Consider the following 20,703-nt stretch of genomic DNA (forward strand, 5'->3'; position numbering starts at 1 on the left):
CTTCGTGAGCCGGGTACCACTCGTTGTTCACCCACCACGACAACCATGGTTCCGATGAGCACTGACCTCCACACAACGACCGCCCCGCGCCTTTCCGACGACGAACTTTCCGGGATCGACGCCTACTGGCGGGCCGCCAACTACCTTTCCGTCGGCCAGATCTATCTTCTGGACAATCCACTGCTGCGAGACCGGCTGGCGGCCGAGCACATCAAACCGCGACTGCTCGGCCACTGGGGCACGACACCCGGGCTGAACCTCGTCTACGCGCACCTCAACCGCATCATCCGCGAGCGCGACGCCGACGTCATCTACATCACCGGCCCCGGCCACGGCGGCCCAGGTCTGGTCGCCAACGCCTACCTCGAGGGCACCTACAGCGAGGTGTATTCGGGCATCGAAGAGGACGTCGACGGGATCCGAAAGCTGTTCCGGCAGTTCTCCTTCCCGGGAGGCGTCCCCAGCCACGTGGCCGCCGAGACGCCGGGATCGATACACGAGGGCGGCGAGCTGGGCTACGCGCTCGTCCATGCCTACGGCGCCGCCTTCGACAACCCCGACCTGGTGGTGGCCTGTGTGATCGGCGACGGCGAAGCCGAGACGGGTCCGCTGGCGGCCAGTTGGCACTCAAACAAGTTCCTCAACCCGGCCACCGACGGCGCGGTGCTCCCGATCCTGCACCTCAACGGCTACAAGATCGCCAACCCCACGGTGCTCGCCCGGATTCCGCACGAGGAACTCGAATCGCTGTTGACCGGCTACGGTTACCGACCGATCACGGTGGCAGGCGACGACCCCGCCAACGTCCATCAGCAGCTTGCCGTCGCGCTCGACGAGGCCTTCGACCAGATCACCGCCATCCAGCAGGCGGCGCGCGCCGACGGCGTCACACAGCGTCCAAGGTGGCCGATGATCGTGCTGCGCACGCCCAAGGGGTGGACCGGTCCGCACGAGGTGGACGGCAAGCAGGTCGAGGGCACCTGGAGGTCGCACCAGGTCCCGCTGAGCGAGACGAGGACCAACAAGAAGCATCTGGCACAACTCGAGCAGTGGCTGCGCAGCTACCGGCCCGAGGAGTTGTTCGACGACGACGGCGCGTTTCGGCCCGCGCTTCGCGCCCTGGCGCCCGCAGGCGCCCGGCGGATGAGCGCCAACCCGCACGCCAACGGCGGCGTGCTGCTGCGCGACCTCGACCTGCCGGACTTCCGTGACTACGCCGTCGCGGTGGACAAGCCGGCGAGCGAAGCCGCAGAAGCCACCAAGGTGCTCGGCACGTTCCTGCGCGACGTCATCACGCGCAACCTCGACCGGTTCCGTCTGATGGGTCCCGACGAGACCGCTTCGAACCGGCTGAGCGCGGTGTTCGAGGCCACCGACAAGGTCTGGCTGGCCGACACCGAACCCGGCGATGAGAACCTCTCCCCCGACGGCCGTGTGATGGAAGTGCTCTCGGAGCACCTGTGCCAAGGCTGGCTCGAGGGCTACCTGCTGACCGGCAGGCACGGGCTGTTCAACTGCTACGAGGCGTTCGTGCACATCGTCGACTCGATGCTCAATCAGCACGCCAAATGGCTGTCCAGCAGCTCCGACCTCAGCTGGAGACGACCGATCGCGTCGCTGAACTATCTACTGACATCACATGTTTGGCGCCAGGATCACAACGGCGCATCGCATCAGGATCCCGGCTTCATCGACCATGTCGCCAACAAGCGGCCCGAAGTCGTGCGGGTCTACCTGCCGCCGGACGCCAACACACTCCTGTCGGTGGCTGACCACTGCCTGCGCAGCCGTCACTACGTCAACGTCATCGTCGCGGGCAAGCAGCCCGCGCTGACCTACCTGGACATGGACCAGGCGATCGCGCATTGCACCCGGGGCATCGGCATCTGGGAGTGGGCAAGCAATGCCGCAGGCGAACCGGATGTGGTGCTTGCCTGCGCAGGCGACATCCCGACGCTGGAAGCCGTCGCGGCGACCGACATCCTGCGCCGAGAACTGCCCGAGTTGGCGGTCCGGGTGATCAACGTCGTCGACATCATGCGACTGCAACCCGACACCGAACATCCGCACGGCCTTTCGGACCGCGAATACGACGCCCTGTTCACCACCGAGAGACCGGTGATCTTTGCCTACCATGGCTATCCCTGGCTGATCCACAGGTTGACGTATCGACGCGCCAACCACGCTCAGATGCACGTGCGGGGATTCAAGGAGCGCGGCACCACCACGACGCCGTTCGACATGGTGATGCTCAACGACCTCGATCGCTTCCATCTCGTCATCGACGTCATCGACCGCGTCGATGGACTGGCGACCCGCGCCGCGGGGCTGCGCCAGCGGATGGCCGACGCACGGCTGGCGGCGCGCCGCTACACCCGGGAAAACGGCGAGGACGATCCGGCCATCTCGGGCTGGACCTGGGACTCGGGCTTTCGTCCGTCCGGAACACAGTCGATGGCGCAGGACACCGCCGACAACGAATGATGCCAGCAGGCGCCGGTACACTCAGCAGCGTGTCCGACCAGGCGGTAAGCCCGCATCCCGCGGTGGCTCAGCTGTCGGCGCTACATCATTTCCGCACGTACATCGACATTGCGGTGGTCGTGGTGATGCTCGCGATCACCAACCTGGTCGCCCACTTCACCACGCCGTGGGCCAGTATCGCCACGGTGCCCGCGGCCGCCGTCGGACTGCTGATCCTGGTGCGGTCGCGCGGCCTGGGCTGGGCGGAGCTGGGCCTCGGCCGCGAGCACTGGAGATCCGGCGCCGGCTACGCGCTGGCGGCGGTCGCCGTCGTGCTGACGGTCATCGTGATCGGGGCACTGCTGCCGTGGACCCGCCCGATGTTCATGAACAACAACTACGCCACTGTCTCCGGCGCGCTGATCGCGTCGATGATCATCATCCCGCTGCAGACGGTGATTCCCGAGGAGCTGGCGTTTCGCGGAGTGCTGCACGGCGCGCTGAACCGGGCGTGGGGTTTCCGCGGCGTGGCGGCGGCGGGCTCGCTGCTCTTCGGTCTCTGGCACATCGCCACCTCGCTGGGCCTCACCAGCAGCAATGTCGGCTTCACCCGGATCTTCGGCGGCGGCCTGCTCGGCACCGCCGCAGGAGTGGTGCTCGCCGTGGCGGCGACAGGTGTGGCCGGCTTCGTGTTCACCTGGCTTCGCCGTAGGAGCGGCAGCCTGCTCGCGCCGATCGCACTGCACTGGTCGCTCAACGGGATGGGCGCACTTGCGGCCGCGCTGGTGTGGCATCTGTCAACTTGACGGCGCGCCGCGCTTACGTGCGCGGAATTCGCGGTTCTTGAGCTTGTTGCCGCACGACGACATGTCGCACCAAGTACCACCATGGTTGCGGGAGCGGTCGTAGAACGCCCACTGGCACTCGTTGTTCCCGCATGCCTTGAGCCGTGCCCAGGTGCCGTCGCGCTGGGCGTCGCGGATGACCAACAGCAACTCGATCAACCGCCCGGACACCGTATCGCCGGTGGCCGACAGCAGAATTTCGCCCTTCTCGTCGAGGACTGCGCTCGCGGTGCCGTCTCCGGCGACTTCGCGCAGCGGTGCCAACGCTGCGGCCGTCGGCGGCGGACCGCCGGCATTGTGCACGAGCATCTCGCGAAGCGCCTCACGCACCCCGCGCACCAAGGCGAGGTCGTCGGCCGGCAACTCGGAATCGGAACGCAGCAGGCCATGGGCCACCAACCAGGGTCTGGCCTCGCCGGGGTCGGCGAGACGGTCTTGGCCTTCTGGCATCTCGATTGTGTTGACGAGTGCCTGTATACGGCTGAGCGGATCGGGCGCCGGCTTGGACTCGTCGTCGCCCAGCCAATGCGAAGCAGGCATATCGCCACTATAGAACCTCGTGACCGGTAAATCAATTTGACTAGTCATGCATGACCGGTGTAGCGTTTTTGACAGTCATAGTACGAAACGGATGTGAGTGGAAAGAGGTCTACCGACATGAGCGCGAACCGGATTTCGATCGGCTTTCTTTCGGCCGCCCAGCTGCAGGGTGCAAGGCGGCGCGAGGAGATGTCGCGCACCCCTTTGAGCGCACGCTTGATGGCCCGGCTGTTCGCCACCAGGTTCGACCGGATGCTCGCGGTCGGTGTCAGCGCTGCCGCCGGCAGCGCACTCGCCGTGCATGCGGAGCGGTTGACGTCGGTCGACGAACGCGAGGCCCTGGCCCGCTCGCTGCGCCGCTCTGTCGGCGACGCCCGCAACCGCGACGCGCCGATGTCGTCGCGCGTGCCGCTGAACATCCCGAACATCACCGCGGCGCAGGACCGATTCGACCAGATCACGCTGCGGCTGCACTCGACGCGGCCGGTGAGCGCACGCGGAATCGCTCGTCTGCGGGTGCTGCTCGCCGACGGGACCGGGCCGATGTACCGCTACGGCCGCGGCGACCTCGAGGGGCGCCTCGGGGCGGCGCTCGCGGCTCTGTGAGCGGGGGTCGCGCTACACCCGCAGGACGGCGGCGCCCGAGATGCGCCCGGCGCTGAGATCGGCGAGTGCGTCGCCCGCGCGGTCGAGCGGATACTCCGGCGTCGTGACGGCGATGCGGTGGCGCCCGGCGAAGGCGAGAAATTCGCGGGCGTCGTCGCGGGTATTGGACGTCACCGAGCGCACCTGACGCTCGTTGAACAGGTGACGGTCATAGTTCAACACCGGGATGTCGCTCAGGTAGATACCGGCGATCGCCAGTGTGCCACCACGATCGAGCGCCTCCAGCGCGGGCAACACCAGTTCGCCAACGGGTGCGAACAGGATCGCGGCATCCAACTTCACCGGCGGTGGGTCGTAGGCGCCTTGCGCCGAGGCCGCGCCGAGTGCGAGCGCCAACTCCTGCGCAACCGCGCCGCGCGTCATCACGTGCACTTCGGCGCCCTGCGCCAGCGCCACCTGGGCGGTGATGTGTGCGCTGCCGCCGAACCCGTAGATGCCGAGCCGGCCGCCGTGCGGAAGATCCGCGCGCAGGAAGGACCGATAGCCGATGATGCCCGCGCACAATAGCGGGGCCAATTCGTTGTCGGAATACCCGGTCGGTAGCGGGTGCGCGAAAGCCGCAGGAGCCGTAGCGAATTCGGCGTATCCCCCGTCGGCGTCCCAGCCTGTGTAGCGCGACTGCGGGCACAGGTTCTCGTCGCCGCGGATGCAAAACGTGCACTGCCCGCAGGTATGGCGCAGCCATGCAACCCCGACGCGATCACCGACTGTGAACTCGTCGCCGGCATCTTGACCCACCGCAACGACTTCGGCGACCACTTCGTGTCCGGGTATGACATTCGGCCGGTGAACCGGCAGATCTCCCTCGGCGACATGTAGATCGGTGCGGCACACACCACACGCCCGCACGGCAACGAGAATTTCGCCCCGGCCGGGTGACGGAACCGCAACGGTGACGCGTTCCAACGGACGGGTACTCATCGGGCCGGGGTCGCGGACCTGCCACGCGGTCATCGACTTGGCAGAAGTCATGCTCGACGAACGTTCCTTACGAGTCGAGGTTTCGCCCAATTGTCAGCCGGTACGAAACGTTCGGCCGTATCGCCTAGTTCTTGCGTTGCACCATCCCGACGATCCACAGCAGGATCACCGATCCCAGGATCGCGGTGAACAGCGTGAACCACCATCCGCCCGCGGCGGTGTCGACGAAGAAGCTGAGCAGGAAGCCGCCGATCAGCGCGCCGATGATACCGATGACGATATTCATCAGAATGCCTGAGCCGCCACCCTTGACGATCTTGCCGGCGATCCATCCCGCGATTGCTCCGATTATGATGTAGCCGATCCAGCCAACGCTGGTAAGTGTCGTTGACCGAGCGGCCAACTCGGTCGCTGTAATGGCATCCATCTCCGGATCTCCTGCCTGTCGGCGCCCAGCGCGACCGCTGGGCCAAACTCCGGTATACGCCCGAAGCGTAACGATTCAAGGGTCGAATCGGCTACGAACAAGATCAAAACGGCAGGTAAACGAAAACGTTCTCGTTCGTCAGCCCGCGGGCATCATGCCGGGTGCGTTGGCCGGGTCAACGGGGACCCCGACTCCGACCGGCGGACGTCCCGGCGCATTGTTCGGCGCGGGCGGAGCGTTCGGGTCCGCAGGTGGCGCGTTCGGATCCGGCTCGGGCGGTGGGGGCGGGCTCCACGGCCGGATCGAGTTCGCGAGCGCGGCGGCCGCGCCCTTGTCGACGGGGTTGTTCGCAGTGCCCAGCCAGACGACGAACCACCGCTCGTTGCGCTGGCCGCGCGGAGCCAGCGGCTGGCCAGGGGCCACGGTCGGCGTCGCGTTACCGACCACGCCGGCCCAGATCTGGCCGGTCGGCTTGTTCGTGTCGGTGAACTTCACGTCGTACGCGGAGAAGGCGCCCGGCATATCGCCCGCGGCGAGCGCCCCGCTTTCCTGGTTGACCCGGGTGCCGGGGAACGGCATGAAGAACTCGCCCATGTCGGAGGCCAGCCGGGTGGCCGCCTTGCCGTTGTCGGCTTCGGCGCCTGCGAACAACTTCATGTCCAGCCTGCCGAGCAGAACGCTGGTGTCGTTGGCGGGCTGCGCACCCTGCTGTCCGGGCTGAGTCGCCGGGGCCGGGGTGGTCGCCTCCGGTCCTGTCTTGGTCAGCAGAGCCTGGCCGTAGGACAACTGGGTGGCGTCGGCGACCTTCCAGCCCGCGGGCACGACATAGCTGAAGCCACCGGCGGCGTTATCGACGCGACCGGGCTCCGGTGCGGGCGGTGGGGCGGGCGCGTTCGGATCGGCGGCCGCAGGCGCAGGTGCGGCGGGATCGGCCGGAGGCGGCGGTGCATTCTGGTCGGGCGGGCCTTGAAGGAAGGTGTTGCCTGCAGGTGGCGGCGGGGCGGGCGACGGCGACGGTTCTGGATCGGCTTGAGCCACGGACGGCAGCGCGAGGGCCACCACCGTGGCACCGGCCGCCGTGGCCATCGCCAGCGTCTTCACGCGGCGCGTGCGCTTGCGGTGTTCAGGGATCGCATCCGGCTCATGCATGCAGACGAAACTACAGTGTTGCTGCCGTGACGCAAGTGTGGGGCGGTCTTAGAGTGTTTAACTGTGACATTGCTGGGAGCGGCAAAAGGCACGCTAGCGCCCTCGACGAAATTTGCTCGCACGCCAAGCTGCTCGCGCGGTGCAACGCGAGCTTCGATGATTTGATCGATGCGCGCCCAGCCATTGTTACGGAACGGGGTGAACGGTGATTTCCTGCGTCTTGACCGTGAAGTAAACACGCTCCCCTGGCGCCACCCTGAGTTCGGCCGCCGATTCGGCGGTGATGTCGGCGGCGAGGCCCGGCGCGCCGTCGGGTTGCTCGTCGGCGCGCACGCGAAGGGCGGATCCCCTGCTGTCCAGTTCGGCGACCACCACCTCGACGGTGTTCCGCGGACTGCCGTGTGGCTTGTCGCGATAGACCGCGACGGCGGATGGCGGGAACACCGCAACGGCAGGACCCCCGACGACGACCTCCGCAGCGGGGTTGCCGTGCCAGGCGGCACCCCACTCGGTGTTGAGGGCGCCGTCCGGTCCGGCGGTGCCGCTGACGAGGTTCACGCCCGCGAACCGCGCACCGAAATGACTCCGCGGCGCGGCCAACACCGACGCCGCCGAACCGGTTTCGACGATCCGGCCGGACTCCAAGACGAGTACCCGATCGGCAAGGGTCAGCACGTCGAGTACATCGTGAGTGATCAACACGGCTGAACGCCCTTCTCGGGTCAAGTTGTCACGCAACAGCCTTCGCATCGCGGTCGCGGTCGCGACGTCGAGGCCTGCGAGGGGTTCGTCAAGCAGCAACACGTCAGGGTCTGCCGCAAGAGCGCGTGCCAGCGCCACCCGCTGCGCCTGGCCGCCGGACAACTGCCGAGGCATGCGGGGGGCGAGTCCGGCGGCGTCCACCTTCGCCAGCCAGTGCTCCGCCGTTGCGCGGGCTTCTCGGCGGGGTCGCCCGCGATGGCCGCTGCGCGGTGCGAACGCCACGTTGGCCGCGACATTCAGGTGCGGGAACAGCAGTGCGTCCTGCAACAGCATGCCGACGCGGCGAGCGTGTGTCGGCACGAATACGCCGGACGCCGTGTCGGTGAGTACGCGGCCACCGAGTCGTACGAGTCCCTCGTCGGGCCGCACCAATCCGGCGATCACGTGTAGCGTCGTCGACTTTCCGGCGCCGTTCGGCCCGAGGACGGCCAGCACTTCGCCTGCAGTGGTGGTGAATTCGATGTCGACGTCACGATCGGCGACGATCGCGCGCACGTGCACGCCGGTCACGGTGCGCTCCCGGCAATCGCGGACCCTGATCGAAGTCTTCGGGTGCCCAGCGCGAGCACCACCACAGCGGCGACGGCGACCAGCAACACCGAAAGGGCGACGGCCGCGTCGGCGTCGGTTTCACGCTGCAGGTAGATCTCCAATGGCAGGGTGCGGGTGACGCCTTGGCGCGAGCCCGCGAACGTCAGCGTCGCGCCGAACTCGCCGAGTGAACGGGCGAAGGCCAAAACCGCACCCGAGACCAGCCCGGGCGCCAGAAGTGGCAGGGACACCCGCCACCACACCGTGGTCGGCCGGGCCCCGAGCGTTGCCGCCACCACGTCGTAGTCGCGGCCGGATGTGCGTGCCGCACCTTCGAGCGCGATGACCAGAAACGGAAGAGACACAAAGGTTTGCGCCAATACCACCGCAGTCGTGGTGAACGCGATCCGGATGCCCGCCGCATCGAGGTAGTGGCCGACCAACCCGAGCCGGCCGAATGCGTACAGCAGCGCGATGCCACCCACCACCGGCGGCAGTACGAGCGGCAGGAGAAGCAGCGGCCGGATCGCCTGCACCGCCCGATGGTCGTTGCGGGCCAGCACGAGCGCCATCGGGACGCCGAACAGCACGCACAGCAGCGTGCTTGCTGCTGCTGTCTTCAGGCTCAATACCAGTGCGGCGCGCGAGGATTCGCTGGTGATCAAAGTCCAGAACTGCGGCAAGTCCACCTTCGCGACGATCGCGACGAGCGGCAGCATCACGAAGAGCGCCCCGACCGCGGCGGGGAAGTACATCCAGCGCGGCAGCGCGGGCCCGGGGTGCACGCGAGGAGCGCGAAATCCGGTGGTCAAGGCTTGGCGAAACCCGCCTCGGACAGCACCTTCTGGCCGTACTCCCCCGTCACCAGGTCGACGAACTTCTTCGCCACGTCAGGTTTGGGGGCGCCCTTCAGCACTGCGATGGGATAGGTGTTCACCGCGGCCGAGGACTCGGGGAAGTTCACTGCCGCCACCTTGTCGCCTGCGGCGAGAGCATCGGTGACGTAGACGACGCCCGCGTCGGCCTGGCCGCTGGTCACCTTGTTCAGCACATCGGTCACCGACGACTCCTCGCTGACGGGCTGCAGAACCGTGTTGGTGGCCTTCTCGACCTTCTCGGTAGCCGCGCCGCACGGCACCTCCGCGGCGCAGACCACCACCGAAAGGTCCGGCTTGGTCAGGTCCGCGAACGACGTGACCTGCTTCGGGTTCCCCGGTGCGGTGACGATCGTCAGCGTGTTGGACGCGAAGGCGACCGGCTTACCCTCCACCAGCTCAGCCTGCTCGGCCTTGACCATGTTGTTGGTGTCGGCCGACGCGAACACATCGGCGCTCGCGCCCTGGACCAGCTGAACAACCAGATCGGCAGAGCCTGCGAAGTTCAATTCCACCGAACTGCCCGGGTTGTCCGTCTTGAACCGCTCGCCGATTTCGGTGAAGGGCTTCTTCAGCGAGGACGCCGCGAAGACAGTGATCGACTGGCTCGCCGAGCCCTTGTCCGACGAGCCGCAGCCGACAAGCCCGACCACGAGCACCAGCAGGGAGAAGACGAACGCGAGCGGGGAGGATCTCGTCACCGGTCAAACCCTAGGTCACCGATCCAGCACGGGTCGATGTCATCGCGCAACCGATACGCGCGTCAGGTTTCGCCTAATAGCTACCGTCCAGTAACATCGTCGGCGGATCACCGCCACGACGCGCGGAGATCCCGCGCTGACAGGAGGAATGGCGATGGAGGTGCTGGTCACCGGCGGTGATACGGATTTGGGCCGCACGATTGCGGAGACCTTCCGCGATGCGGGTCATCGAGTGGTGATCACCGGCGCTCGTCGTGACGACCTCGAGGTGGCGGCCAAGGAGCTCGACGTCGACGCAATCGTCTGCGACAACATCGACCCGGCCAGCCTCGAAGAGGCCCGCAGCCTGTTCCCGCACCACCTCGACACCATCGTCAATGTGCCCTCCCCGCGGTGGGATGCGGGCGACCCGCGCACCTATACGCTGGCCGACCACGCCGCGGCCTGGCGCAACGCGTTGGACGCGACGATCCTCTCGACGGTGCTGACCATGCAGGTCGTCGGCGATCACCTACGGTCGGGCGGCTCGGTCATCAGCGTCGTTCCGGAGAACCCGCCTGAGGGCGGCGCCGACGCGGCGATCAAGGCGGCCGTGGCGAACTGGACCGAGGGCCAGGCCGTCCACTTCGGCACCCGCGGCATCACGGTCAACGCCGTGGCCTCCGGCCGCAGTGCGCAGGAGGGCTATGCAGGCCTCGGCAGTTCGGCGCCGGTGGCGGCCGAGATCTCCCGACTAGCGCTGTTCCTGAGCACACCCGCCGCTCGGCACATCACCGGGCAGACGATGCACGTCAGCAACGGCGCGCTCGCTCACCTGGGCTGATATTCCCGCGTTCGCCCGAAGCTAAAGCGGGGTGACCGCCCCGCTTAGTTGTGGTTACGTGACGGCGTGACCATCAAACTCGGGCTCCAGATCAACAACTTCTCCTACGGCACCGATGTCGCCGGGCTGTATCCCACCGTCATCGCGCAAGCGCAAGAAGCCGACAAGGCCGGCTTCGACTCGCTGTTCGTGATGGACCACTTCTATCAACTGCCCGGTATCGGAACGCCTGATCAGCCCATGCTGGAGGCATACACCGCACTGGGCGGCGTGGCGACCACGACGTCGAACCTTCAGCTCGGCACCCTGGTCACCGGGAACACCTACCGCAACCCGACGCTGCTGGCCAAGGCCGTCACCACGCTGGACGTGATGAGTCAGGGCCGCGCCATTCTGGGCATCGGCACCGGCTGGTTCGAACTCGAGCACGATCAGCTCGGCTATGACTTCGGCACGTTCACCGATCGGTTCAACAGGTTGGACGAGGCGTTGCAGATCATCCTGCCGATGATCAAGGGCGAGCGCCCGACGTTCTCCGGCAAGTACTACCGCACGCAGGACGCGATGGCCAATCCCCGCCTACGCGACCACATTCCGCTGTTGATCGGTGGCAGCGGCGAGAAGAAGACCATCCCGCTCGCAACCCGGTTCTTCGACCATCTCAACGTGATCGCCGGATTCGACGAGCTGACCCGCAAGGTCGACGTCATCAAACAGAGCTGCGAGAAGATCGACCGCGACCCGGCGACCCTGGAGACCAGCATGCTGATCGGCGTGATCTTCGGAGACGGCGTCAGCGCCGATGTGATCCCCGCAGGCATGGAGCAGCGGATAGTCGCGGGCGCGAGCGCCGACGACGTCGCCGAACAGATCAAGACCAAGGTGCTCGACGCCGGAATCACCGGGGCGATCGTCTACCTCCCCACCCAGATCATCGGCTACCAGCCGGGGCAGATCACTGAACTCGGAAAGGCGCTGAAGCCGCTCGTCGAGGGTTAAACATGCTCTAACGTGGCAAATCTCACCCGTAGGACCGCTCTCGACGGGATGGGGGCGACTACGGTAGATGCTGTATAAAACGTGAAGCCCTTCGAGGAGCAACAGCTGATGAGCCACCCCGGAGCGACGCCGTCTGACCGGCACAAGGTAGTCATCATCGGGTCGGGGTTCGGCGGGTTGACTGCCGCCAAGGCTCTCAAACACGCCGACGTCGACATCAAGATCATCGCCAAAACCACACACCACCTGTTCCAGCCGCTGCTCTACCAGGTGGCTACTGGCATCATCTCCTCCGGTGAGATTGCCCCGCCCACCCGGATGATCCTGCGCAAGCAGAGGAATGCCCAGGTGCTACTGGGCGAAGCCACCCACGTCGACTTGGCGAGGAAGTCTGTCCGGTCGCAATTGCTTGGGCACACCTATGTCACCCCTTACGACACCCTGATCGTCGCCGCGGGCGCCGGGCAGTCGTACTTCGGTAACGACCATTTCGCCGAGTTCGCGCCGGGTATGAAGTCGATCGACGACGCGCTCGAGCTGCGCGGCCGCATCATCGGTGCGTTCGAACAGGCCGAGCGATCCAGCGATCCGGCGCGACGAGAAAAGCTGCTCACCTTCACCGTCGTCGGCGCCGGTCCGACGGGCGTGGAAATGGCCGGCCAGATCGCCGAGCTTTCCGACTACACCCTCAAGGGTGCGTTCCGCCACATCGACTCGACTAAGGCCCGGGTCATCCTGCTCGACGCCGCGCCTGCGGTGCTGCCTCCCATGGGCGAGAAGCTCGGCAAGATGGCGCAGGCGCGGCTGGAGAAGATGGGCGTCGAGATCCAGCTCAATGCAATGGTCACCGACGTCGACCGCAACGGCATCACGGTCAAGGATTCCGACGGGACCACTCGCCGTATCGAATGCGCAACCAAGGTGTGGTCGGCCGGAGTGTCGGCCAGCCCCCTTGGCAAACAGATGGCCGATCAGTCCACCGCCGAGGTGGACCGGGCAGGCCGCCTCAAGGTGGGGCCCGATCTATCGGTTCCCGGCTATCCCAGCGTCTTCGTGATCGGCGACATGGCCGCGGTGGAGGGCGTGCCGGGGATGGCGCAGGGCGCGATCCAGGGTGCAAAGTACGTCGCCAACACCATCAAGGCCGAGCTGCGGGGCGCAGATCCTTTCGAGCGGGAGCCGTTCGAGTATTTCGACAAGGGGTCGATGGCGACGGTGTCGCGATTCTCCGCCGTGGCCCAGATCGGCCCGCTCGAATTCGGTGGTTTCATCGCGTGGCTGGCGTGGCTGGCGCTGCACCTGGTTTATCTCGTCGGATTCCGGCGCAAAATCACCACGCTGCTGTCGTGGACGGTGACGTTCCTCGGTCGCGCGCGTGGAAATCTCTATATCACCGAGCAGCAGGCCTACGCCCGCACGCGGATAGAGGAACTGCAGGAGATCGCTGCGGCTGTCGAAGGCGAGAAAGCGGCGAGCTAGCCGGGCGACGATCAAGCGGCGAGGTACGAGCAGCGTTGAGGAGACCGGCCATCTGTCTAGCCGGGCGACGATCCATCTGTCTAGCGGGCGCCGAGTCGCGGCCCCTGCCACGTCGCGAGGCTGCCGCCGCGCGCGAGTTCGAGCACGGTGCCGAGTGCGTCGGTGCCGACGTCTGGATAGCGCAGTTCGCTCACCGACGCCAGCGGCGCGCTGATCAGATCGTGACCGGCCGATTCGTCACCGAGCTCGATCCGGTGTCGCAACAGCGGTTTGCCGTCGACGTTGGCGTGTAGCGACCCTGACCAAAAACCTTGGCACTCATCGGTTCTGCCGATCTGCACACGCTCGCGCAGTCTGACCCGGCCGGACCCGATGACCGCCAATTGTGTCGATGTCGCATGCCGGGAGGCGCCTGCGACCACCGTGGGCTCGGTGTCGACATCGAGGTCACCCGCCGCCTCGAGATGCCAGTGCACGGTCGACTCTGCGGTGCTGCGACCGGGCAGCGTCACCGTCGCGGCGGCGCTGCGGACACGCAACCGGGCACCTGGTTCGACGATCACCCGCAGCGCGATGGTGTCACCGCCGAGGGGGGTCGCCGCCGTTGACACCAGGTGCACGGTGTCCGGCTCGGTGGCGCGCGCGGCCACACCGCCCGCGCATTCGATCAGCGGGTGCCGATCGGGCCGCGCCACGATCAGGACGTCGGAATGCATCTAGACGACCTGGGCGACACGGAGCTGGTCGCGGACCCACGACTTGACCGGCCCGGCGGACGGGTCGTCGGTCAGCGAGATCAACACCGTCGGACGGTCGCCCCGCGCGGCCGCGGCGTCGCGGCGCATCACGCCCAGGTCGGCCCCCACCAACGGCGCAAGGTCGGTCTTGTTCACCACGAGCAGGTCGGAGAAGGTGACACCGGGACCACCCTTTCGCGGCACCTTGTCGCCACCGGCGACGTCGACGACGAATACCTGAACGTCGACCAGACCGGACGAAAACGTGGCGGTGAGATTATCGCCGCCGGACTCCACCAGGATGAGGTCCAGTGCGGCGTGCGCGGCGATCAGGTCCTCGATGGCGTCGAGGTTGGCCGTGATGTCGTCGCGGATCGCGGTGTGCGGACATCCACCGGTCTGCACCGCGGCGATCCGGTCGTCGGGCAGCACCGCATGCCTGCGAAGGAAGTCGGCGTCCTCGGTGGTGTAGATGTCGTTGGTCAGCACGGCCAGGGACAGTTCGTCACGCAGCTCGCGACACAGCGCCGCCACCAGTGCCGTCTTGCCCGACCCGACGGGACCGCCGACGCCGATCCGCAACGGCTCGCCCGCTGTTCGCGCTCGTTTCGGCCGGTGAGGGTGAGGGCGATGCTGCTCGCCGTCGATGAAATGCGGTGCCATGGTGAATCTTTAGTCCTTTCAGGAGACGAACAGCGGGCGCTCGCGTTCGCTGTGGCGCTGGGCCAGCACGTCGAGCAACGGATCGGACAGGTCGGCGAGTTCCTTGCATGCCAGATCGGCGGTCCGATCACACATGTCGGATAGCTGGAACGTCAGCGCCGCGACGTCGCCCGGGTCGAGGGCCAGCAATCGTTGTGCGGCGGTCGCCGAGCCGGTCATGGTGGTGTACACGATGGACAGCGCGGTGTGCTGCGGTGTCATGCCGCTCGCCGTACCGACCGCGCCCGCCGCGACCGCGAAGTGCGGAGTGGCGCCGAGCGCATCCCACTCGCCGCCGGGCCACACTCGCCGCGCCAGCCTGGCCAGCCCGCGGCCCTGTGCGCGGGAGGCCTGCCGGGCAGCGGGAGCCGGTGTGCGGGCGTCGGTTTCGAGGTCGGCGGCCGCGAAACACAGCGATCCGGTGTGTACCGCCGCGGCCACCGACGCGGTCACCAGCCCCTGGGTGGCGATGCGGCGACGCAGGAAGGCCCGCAACGTCGCGAGGTCGACGACCAGGCCGCTGGTCACCGCTTCCTCGACACCGCCGGAGTGCACATGGCCACCGGTCGGCAACCGGGAATCGGCCAAGGCAAGAAGCGTCGCCAAGCTCGTCATCAGAACAGGAAATACCGTTGTGCCATCGGCAGTTCGGCGGCGGGCTGCTCTTGCCAGACCTCACCGTCGATGCGCACCGTGAACGTGTCCGGTTCCACTTCTATGCGTGGCATGGCGTCGTTGAGCGGCATATCCGCCTTGCCGGTCTTGCGGACGTCACCGACCGGCACCAGGCGGCGGTTGACGGCCAGCCGATCGGCCAGCCTGTCCTCGATCGCCTGCGGCGATACGAAGTGCACCGAGGTCGCCGCGGCCGCGGCGGGCGCCGCCCCGAACATCGGCCGGGGCAGCACCGGCTGTGGAGTCGGGATCGACGCGTTCGCATCGCCCATCGCCGCCCACGCGATCATGCCGCCCTTGATCACCGCGTGCGGCCGGACGCCGAAGAAGGCGGGCTCCCACAGCACCAGGTCGGCGAGCTTGCCCACCTCGACCGAACCGATCTCTGCGTCGAGCCCATGCGCGATCGCCGGGCAGATGGTGTATTTCGCGACGTAGCGGCGGGCCCTGTTGTTGTCGGCCGCGCCGTCACCCGCCAGGGCGCCGCGACGGCGCTTCATCACATGCGCGGTCTGCCAGGTGCGCAAGACCACCTCGCCGATGCGGCCCATGGCCTGGGCGTCACTACCGATCATCGAGATGGCGCCGATGTCGTGCAGCAGGTCCTCCGCGGCGATGGTCGACGGCCTGATCCGGCTCTCGGCGAAAGCCAGATCCTCGGGGACACTTGGGTTCAAGTGGTGGCACACCATCAACATGTCGAGGTGCTCGTCGAGGGTGTTGACGGTGTGTGGCCGGGTGGGGTTGGTCGAACTCGGCAGGACGTATGGTTCGGCGGCGACCGTGATGATGTCGGGCGCATGCCCGCCGCCCGCACCCTCCGTGTGGTAGGCGTGGATGGACCGACCGCCGATCGCACTCAGCGTGTTCTCGACGAAGCCCATCTCGTTGAGGGTGTCTGTGTGGATGTTCACCTGCACGCCGGACGCATCGGCGACCTTCAGGCAGGCGTCGATCGCCGCGGGCGTCGTGCCCCAATCTTCGTGAAGCTTGAAACCGGCTGCGCCGCCGCGCAATTGCTCCCACATCGCTTCGGTGCTGACTGTGTTGCCCTTGCCGAGGAGTGCGACGTTCAGGGGCCAGCCGTCCAGCGACTCGAGGATCCGCGCCAGGTGCCAGGCGCCGGGCGTGACGGTGGTCGCCTTGCTGCCCTCCGCCGGACCCGTCCCGCCGGCGACGATGGTGGTGATGCCGCCACCGAGCGCCTCCTCCATGATCTGCGGACAGATCAGGTGGACATGGCAGTCGATGGCGCCCGCGGTGACGATCCGGCCGTTGCCCGCGATGATCTCCGTCGACGGGCCGACGACCAGATCGGGGTGCACGCCGGTCATGGTGTCCGGGTTGCCTGCCTTGCCGATTGCGACGATACGACCGTCACGAATGCCGATGTCGGCCTTGATGATTCCCCAGTAGTCAATGATCACCACACCGGTGATGACGGTGTCGGGAGCACCGTCGGCCCTGGTCGCGCGTCCCTGGCCCATCGATTCGCGCAGCACCTTGCCGCCGCCGAATACCGCCTCGTCGCCCGCCAGTCCCGGACCGCCGCTGCGGTCTTCGGTGATCTCGACGAACAGGTCGGTGTCGGCCAACCGGATCCGGTCCCCCGTGGTGGGACCAAAAAGGGCTGCGTAACGGGTTCTCGACAGGTCGGTCATGAGGCGTCCAGTCGGCCCGGTGGATCGAGGCTGAGCCCGTGCACCTCGCGTGTGCCGCCCAGCGGTACCAGCGAAACATGCTGGATGACACCGGGTTCGAAACGGACTGCCGTGCCTGCCGGGATGTCGAGCCGGTGGCCGTGGGCGGCGGAGCGGTCGAAGTCGAGCGCCGCGTTGGCCTGCGGGAGGTGGACGTGGCTACCGACCTGCACCGGACGGTCGCCGGTGTTGACCACATCCATCGCGAGGCGCGGCGCGCCCGGATTGATGGTGATATCGCCGTCGCCGTACACGATTTCGCCCGGGATCATGGGATCGGGTGGTGGACGGTGACCAGCTTGGTGCCGTCGGGGAAGGTGGCCTCCACCTGGACATCGTGCAGCATCTCGGGGACGCCCTCCATGACGTCTTCGCGGCCGAGCACCTCACGGCCGGTGACCATCAGCTCGGCGACCGTGCGTCCGTCGCGGGCACCTTCGAGCAGATGGTCGGTGAGTAGGGCGACAGCTTCTGGGTGATTCAGGCGCAGGCCGCGTTCTCGACGGCGCCGCGCGAGATCGGCCGCGTAAGAGATCAGCAGCCGGTCCTGTTCGTGCGGGGTCAGACGCATAGTGGGCGATGCTGCCACGGGTCGCGCGAGTCCGCAGCACACGCCGGCGCGCTACTCCTGCGGGATGTTCTGCAACCGCACCTGACCGCGTGCCACGACGCGGTCGTTCTCGTCGGTGATGGTGATCAGCCAGAGCTGCTGGCGCCTGCCCCGGTGTATCGGTGTCGACACCGCTGTCACCGCGCCAGATGTGATGGCGCGCAGAAAGTCGGTGTTGTTGTTGACGCCCACGACGGTGCCGCCGCCGTTCTCGGACAACCAGACAGCCCCCGAGACGCTCGCCAGGCTCTCGATGATCGAGCAGTAGACGCCGCCGTGCACGATGCCCCACGGCTGCAGCAGTTTGTCCGTGATGACCAGCGCAGCGCTTCCGCCGTCCGGGGTGACCTCGATGTATTTGAGGCCGAGTTCGGTGTCGAACCCCTTACCGAGATCGTCCATTGGCACACTTGACACAAGGAGTGTCTACACGGTGAAGTCTCAACGCCCGCAGCGGGCCTCGCGTTACCGTCGGGCATGGGAAAAAGTGTCAAGGATCTGGTGGCGGCGGCCAACGCCGTCGTGCCGCGCATCACGCCTGACGAAGCGCGGCAGAAACTCGAGGCAGGCGCCGTCGTCGTCGACGTGCGCGACGCCGCAGAAGTCGCGAAGAGCGGCAAGGTCGCGGGTGCGGTACACATCCCGCGCGGGATGGTGGAGTTCCGGGCTGACCCCGAGACGCCCTACTACGACGCGAGCTTCGACAAGGACAAGGCGCTCATCCTGTACTGCGCCTCCGGTGGCCGCGCGGCGCTGTCTGGACAGGCGCTCAAAGAGATGGGCTACGCCGAGGTCTACAACCTGGGCGGGTTCAACGACTGGGCAGAGAGCGGCGGCGCGGTGGAGAAGGCCTGAAAGCAGTGGGCGGGCCCCGCGCCGATCGCTCGGGACCCGCCCTGGAGTGGACCGGGGGTCTCTGCAGCCCTCAGGACACCTGCTCGGCCCAACTGGGAATAGAATAGGCAAGGCTGCCCTAATTAAGCAAGCCCTTCCCTCCGCGAAGCCGAGATCCGCCGCGTACCGGGAGACCGAAGCCGACGAGTGAGTCGAGCACGGCTTGTGCGCGGCGCATGCTCTTCACCTCGCTCGACCTGGCAAGCAGCGGAACATGGGTCGCGGCGCCGACCACTGCCGCGCCGGCGATGTGCCACATCGACGCCTGCGAGATCGCTCCGCCGCTGACGTCGTCGATCGAGGCGAACAACGGCTCGAGCGCCCGGTGGCTTCGGTGGGCCACCCAGGTCGTCAGCGCCGCCTCGCTGGGCAGCCGGACCATGCCGTCGCGGGCGAAGCACGCGGCCCCCATGTCGGCCCGACCGCGCCTGCCTTCCTGCTTTTCGCGTGCGCGCCTGCCTTCCTGCTCCTCGCGTGCGCCCTTACTTTCTCGCTCCTCGCGTGCGCCCTTACTTTCTCGCTCCTCGCGTGCGCCCCTACTTTGTCGCTCCTCGCGTGCGCCCCTACTTTGTCGCTCCTCGCGTGCGCGGAAAAACGGATCGTCGGGCAGCGCCCGCAGCGTCGGATCGACGACGCCGACCCAGTCGATCGCGCCCTCGGAGTCGACATGCACCCACAGGTTCTCCAGGCCGGTATCCCATGCCCGGCCCTCGAGCGCGATGAGCGGAATCACGCGGCCGATGACGACGTTGGCCATCGTCGCGGCCAACTGTTGGGCGGCGGCCACCGGACTACCCATTTCCCCCGCGCCGATCCGGAACATCTCGCCGAGCCGTTCCGTGGTGAGCGCCTCGTGAAGTGGCCACCACCGCCGCCTGGTCAGATCCGACATCACGGCGACGCCGTACACCCTGGGGCACTCGGGATAGAGCTGCCGCAACCGCCGGCTGGACTCGTGCAGCGGCAGCGTGCGCGCGATTGCCATTCCCGCGATCAGCGGGTCGTCGATCACGACCGTCATGACACCTCCCCTAAGTTAGGTAAGCCTTACTATAATCTTGACTCAGTGCAGGACCATCCCCTGTGACTGGACTCACAAGCACTGCTGGAAGGGGTGATGACCGAGGTGAACGTGCCGCGCGGAACTCAACGAACGGACACTCCGCGTTCATACGACGCACGGTAGTAACGCCGTAGTACCCTGAATGAATCGCTCTTTTGGAGATGAACAGAAAATGGCCAAGTTGACGCGTCTAGGAGACCTCGAACGCGCGGTGATGGACCACTTGTGGGCATCGTGCGAGCCCCAGACCGTTCGCCAGGTACACGAGGCGCTGGCAGCGCAACGCGACCTGGCCTATACGACGATCATGACCGTGCTTCAACGGTTGGCCAAGAAGAACCTCGTGGTGCAGCATCGCGACGACCGCGCCCACCGGTATGCGCCGACGCACGGCCGCGACGAACTCGTCGCGGGACTGATGGTCGACGCGCTCGACCAGGTCGCAGACTCCGGTAGCCGGGAGGCCGCGCTCGTGCACTTCGTGGAGCGGGTCGGCGCCGATGAGGCGGCCGCACTCCGGCGCGCGCTCGCCGAGTTGGAAACCAAACACGAAATGCCCCCATCCAGTGGCGGTGCGGGCTCTCCCTGAGAGACACTGACAGCGTGTCCGCCCTGGCCTTCACCCTCGTCGCGCTGCTTCTGGTCGGGCCCGTTCCGGCCTTGCTGGCCCGGGCGACATGGCCGATGCGGGCACCACGGGCCTCGATCGTTTTATGGCAGTCGATCGCCCTAGCGGCGGTGCTGTCGGCGTTCAGCGCGGGCATCGCGATCGCCAGCAGGCTGTTCGTGCCCGGCGCCGACGGTCGGCCGACGGCCACCATCACGAGCGAGATCGAGGTGCTCGGCTGGCCGCTGTGGATCACCTATGTCCTCGTCTTCGCGCTCACCCTGCTGATCGGCGCCAGGCTCATGGTCGCCGTGGTGCAGGTGGCGATCGCGACCCGACGCCGAAGGGCGCACCACCGCATGGTCGTCGACCTGGTGGGCAAGTCGCAGAAAAGTGGGCTGCGCGTGCTCGATGTGGCCGAGCCCCTTGCGTACTGCCTCCCCGGTGTGCGCAGCCGCGTCGTGGTCAGCGAGGGCACGCTGACCACCTTGGCGGACAAGGAGATCATTGCCATCCTGTCCCACGAGCGCGCCC

The 20,703-nt window shown here is 67.0% G+C and carries 23 protein-coding genes and 1 pseudogene; 9 read left to right on the forward strand and 15 right to left on the reverse strand.

What is annotated here, in order from left to right; translation table 11 throughout:
- The first annotated feature begins 54 nt into the window (after window positions 1-54).
- Together QOC76_RS15120 and QOC76_RS15125 are read left to right on the forward strand one after the other, a co-directional pair.
- The gene (locus QOC76_RS15120; protein WP_526357664.1) at window positions 55-2,484 is read left to right on the forward strand and encodes a phosphoketolase family protein; all 2,430 of its coding nucleotides are present in this window, start codon (window positions 55-57) and stop codon (window positions 2,482-2,484) included.
- Window positions 2,484-3,269, forward strand: coding sequence for a CPBP family intramembrane glutamic endopeptidase (locus QOC76_RS15125; RefSeq protein ID WP_526357666.1), 786 nt, complete (start codon window positions 2,484-2,486; stop codon window positions 3,267-3,269). The genes QOC76_RS15120 and QOC76_RS15125 overlap by 1 nt, the downstream gene beginning before the upstream one ends.
- On the opposite strand, the gene QOC76_RS15130 is transcribed toward QOC76_RS15125, so the two are convergent.
- Window positions 3,261-3,848 carry a CGNR zinc finger domain-containing protein gene (locus QOC76_RS15130; protein ID WP_526357668.1) on the reverse strand — a complete coding sequence of 196 codons (588 nt, stop codon included), beginning with the start codon at window positions 3,846-3,848 and terminating at the stop codon, window positions 3,261-3,263. The genes QOC76_RS15125 and QOC76_RS15130 overlap by 9 nt on opposite strands.
- Window positions 3,849-3,965: 117 nt before the next feature.
- Between QOC76_RS15130 and QOC76_RS15135 the strand changes: the two genes are divergently transcribed.
- The gene (locus QOC76_RS15135) at window positions 3,966-4,454 is read left to right on the forward strand and encodes a hypothetical protein (protein WP_526357670.1); all 489 of its coding nucleotides are present in this window, start codon (window positions 3,966-3,968) and stop codon (window positions 4,452-4,454) included.
- A gap of 12 nt (window positions 4,455-4,466) precedes the next feature.
- On the opposite strand, the gene QOC76_RS15140 is transcribed toward QOC76_RS15135, so the two are convergent.
- The 6 genes from QOC76_RS15140 to modA form a co-directional block, all read right to left on the reverse strand.
- Window positions 4,467-5,486, reverse strand: a complete 1,020-nt coding sequence (locus QOC76_RS15140; protein ID WP_526357672.1) for a zinc-binding alcohol dehydrogenase family protein — start codon at window positions 5,484-5,486, stop codon at window positions 4,467-4,469.
- A 73-nt stretch (window positions 5,487-5,559) separates the two neighbouring features.
- Window positions 5,560-5,862, reverse strand: a complete 303-nt coding sequence (locus QOC76_RS15145) for a GlsB/YeaQ/YmgE family stress response membrane protein (protein WP_526357674.1) — start codon at window positions 5,860-5,862, stop codon at window positions 5,560-5,562.
- A 138-nt stretch (window positions 5,863-6,000) separates the two neighbouring features.
- A complete protein-coding gene (locus tag QOC76_RS15150; protein WP_526357676.1) occupies window positions 6,001-7,011 on the reverse strand; it encodes an APA family fibronectin-binding glycoprotein in 1,011 nt (336 codons plus the stop codon).
- A 186-nt stretch (window positions 7,012-7,197) separates the two neighbouring features.
- A complete protein-coding gene (locus QOC76_RS15155) occupies window positions 7,198-8,283 on the reverse strand; it encodes a sulfate/molybdate ABC transporter ATP-binding protein (protein WP_526357678.1) in 1,086 nt (361 codons plus the stop codon).
- Complete coding sequence (locus QOC76_RS15160) at window positions 8,280-9,089, reverse strand: ABC transporter permease (RefSeq protein WP_526357680.1); 810 nt, start codon at window positions 9,087-9,089, stop codon at window positions 8,280-8,282. The genes QOC76_RS15155 and QOC76_RS15160 overlap by 4 nt, the downstream gene beginning before the upstream one ends.
- Window positions 9,090-9,112: 23 nt before the next feature.
- Window positions 9,113-9,880: a molybdate ABC transporter substrate-binding protein gene (modA, locus tag QOC76_RS15165; RefSeq protein ID WP_526357682.1), complete on the reverse strand. Its 768-nt coding sequence runs from the start codon at window positions 9,878-9,880 to the stop codon at window positions 9,113-9,115.
- A gap of 148 nt (window positions 9,881-10,028) precedes the next feature.
- Between modA and QOC76_RS15170 the strand changes: the two genes are divergently transcribed.
- The 3 genes from QOC76_RS15170 (at window position 10,029) to ndh (ending at window position 13,181) form a co-directional block, all read left to right on the forward strand.
- Entirely contained in the window at window positions 10,029-10,703 is a 675-nt protein-coding gene (locus tag QOC76_RS15170; protein ID WP_526357684.1) for an SDR family oxidoreductase, read from the forward strand.
- Between the two features lie 66 nt (window positions 10,704-10,769).
- The gene (locus QOC76_RS15175) at window positions 10,770-11,702 is read left to right on the forward strand and encodes an LLM class F420-dependent oxidoreductase (RefSeq protein ID WP_526357686.1); all 933 of its coding nucleotides are present in this window, start codon (window positions 10,770-10,772) and stop codon (window positions 11,700-11,702) included.
- A 108-nt stretch (window positions 11,703-11,810) separates the two neighbouring features.
- Window positions 11,811-13,181, forward strand: coding sequence for a type II NADH:quinone oxidoreductase Ndh (gene ndh / locus QOC76_RS15180; RefSeq protein WP_526357688.1), 1,371 nt, complete (start codon window positions 11,811-11,813; stop codon window positions 13,179-13,181).
- A gap of 80 nt (window positions 13,182-13,261) precedes the next feature.
- On the opposite strand, the gene QOC76_RS15185 is transcribed toward ndh, so the two are convergent.
- Genes QOC76_RS15185 through QOC76_RS15215 form a run of 7 tightly spaced genes read right to left on the reverse strand, consistent with a single transcriptional unit; the run spans window position 13,262 to window position 18,007 of the window.
- A complete protein-coding gene (locus QOC76_RS15185) occupies window positions 13,262-13,897 on the reverse strand; it encodes an urease accessory protein UreD (RefSeq protein ID WP_526357690.1) in 636 nt (211 codons plus the stop codon).
- Window positions 13,898-14,581, reverse strand: a complete 684-nt coding sequence (gene ureG / locus QOC76_RS15190; protein WP_526357692.1) for an urease accessory protein UreG — start codon at window positions 14,579-14,581, stop codon at window positions 13,898-13,900. It abuts the gene before it with no gap.
- Between the two features lie 18 nt (window positions 14,582-14,599).
- Entirely contained in the window at window positions 14,600-15,235 is a 636-nt protein-coding gene (locus QOC76_RS15195) for an urease accessory protein UreF (RefSeq protein ID WP_526357694.1), read from the reverse strand.
- Complete coding sequence (locus QOC76_RS15200) at window positions 15,235-16,956, reverse strand: urease subunit alpha (protein WP_526357696.1); 1,722 nt, start codon at window positions 16,954-16,956, stop codon at window positions 15,235-15,237. The genes QOC76_RS15195 and QOC76_RS15200 overlap by 1 nt, the downstream gene beginning before the upstream one ends.
- A complete protein-coding gene (locus QOC76_RS15205; protein ID WP_526357698.1) occupies window positions 16,953-17,267 on the reverse strand; it encodes an urease subunit beta in 315 nt (104 codons plus the stop codon). The genes QOC76_RS15200 and QOC76_RS15205 overlap by 4 nt, the downstream gene beginning before the upstream one ends.
- Window positions 17,264-17,566, reverse strand: a complete 303-nt coding sequence (locus QOC76_RS15210; RefSeq protein WP_526357700.1) for an urease subunit gamma — start codon at window positions 17,564-17,566, stop codon at window positions 17,264-17,266. The genes QOC76_RS15205 and QOC76_RS15210 overlap by 4 nt, the downstream gene beginning before the upstream one ends.
- Window positions 17,567-17,617: 51 nt before the next feature.
- Window positions 17,618-18,007 carry a PaaI family thioesterase gene (locus QOC76_RS15215; protein ID WP_526357702.1) on the reverse strand — a complete coding sequence of 130 codons (390 nt, stop codon included), beginning with the start codon at window positions 18,005-18,007 and terminating at the stop codon, window positions 17,618-17,620.
- A gap of 75 nt (window positions 18,008-18,082) precedes the next feature.
- On the opposite strand from QOC76_RS15215, the gene QOC76_RS15220 reads away from it, so the two are divergent.
- Entirely contained in the window at window positions 18,083-18,460 is a 378-nt protein-coding gene (locus tag QOC76_RS15220; RefSeq protein WP_526357704.1) for a rhodanese-like domain-containing protein, read from the forward strand.
- A 118-nt stretch (window positions 18,461-18,578) separates the two neighbouring features.
- Here the strand turns inward: QOC76_RS15220 and QOC76_RS15225 are convergent, their stop codons facing one another.
- Complete coding sequence (locus QOC76_RS15225; RefSeq protein ID WP_526357706.1) at window positions 18,579-19,520, reverse strand: iron reductase; 942 nt, start codon at window positions 19,518-19,520, stop codon at window positions 18,579-18,581.
- Window positions 19,521-19,734: 214 nt separating this feature from the next.
- Here QOC76_RS15225 and QOC76_RS15230 point away from each other — a divergent pair, with 214 nt between their 5' ends.
- Both QOC76_RS15230 and QOC76_RS15235 read left to right on the forward strand, forming a co-directional pair.
- A complete protein-coding gene (locus QOC76_RS15230; protein ID WP_526357708.1) occupies window positions 19,735-20,151 on the forward strand; it encodes a BlaI/MecI/CopY family transcriptional regulator in 417 nt (138 codons plus the stop codon).
- Window positions 20,152-20,165: 14 nt separating this feature from the next.
- Window positions 20,166-20,703 (forward strand): annotated as a pseudogene (locus QOC76_RS15235) (M56 family metallopeptidase); the annotation flags it as partial.

It is taken from the genome of Mycobacterium sp. (assembly GCF_032159565.1).
GTDB lineage: Bacteria > Actinomycetota > Actinomycetes > Mycobacteriales > Mycobacteriaceae > Mycobacterium.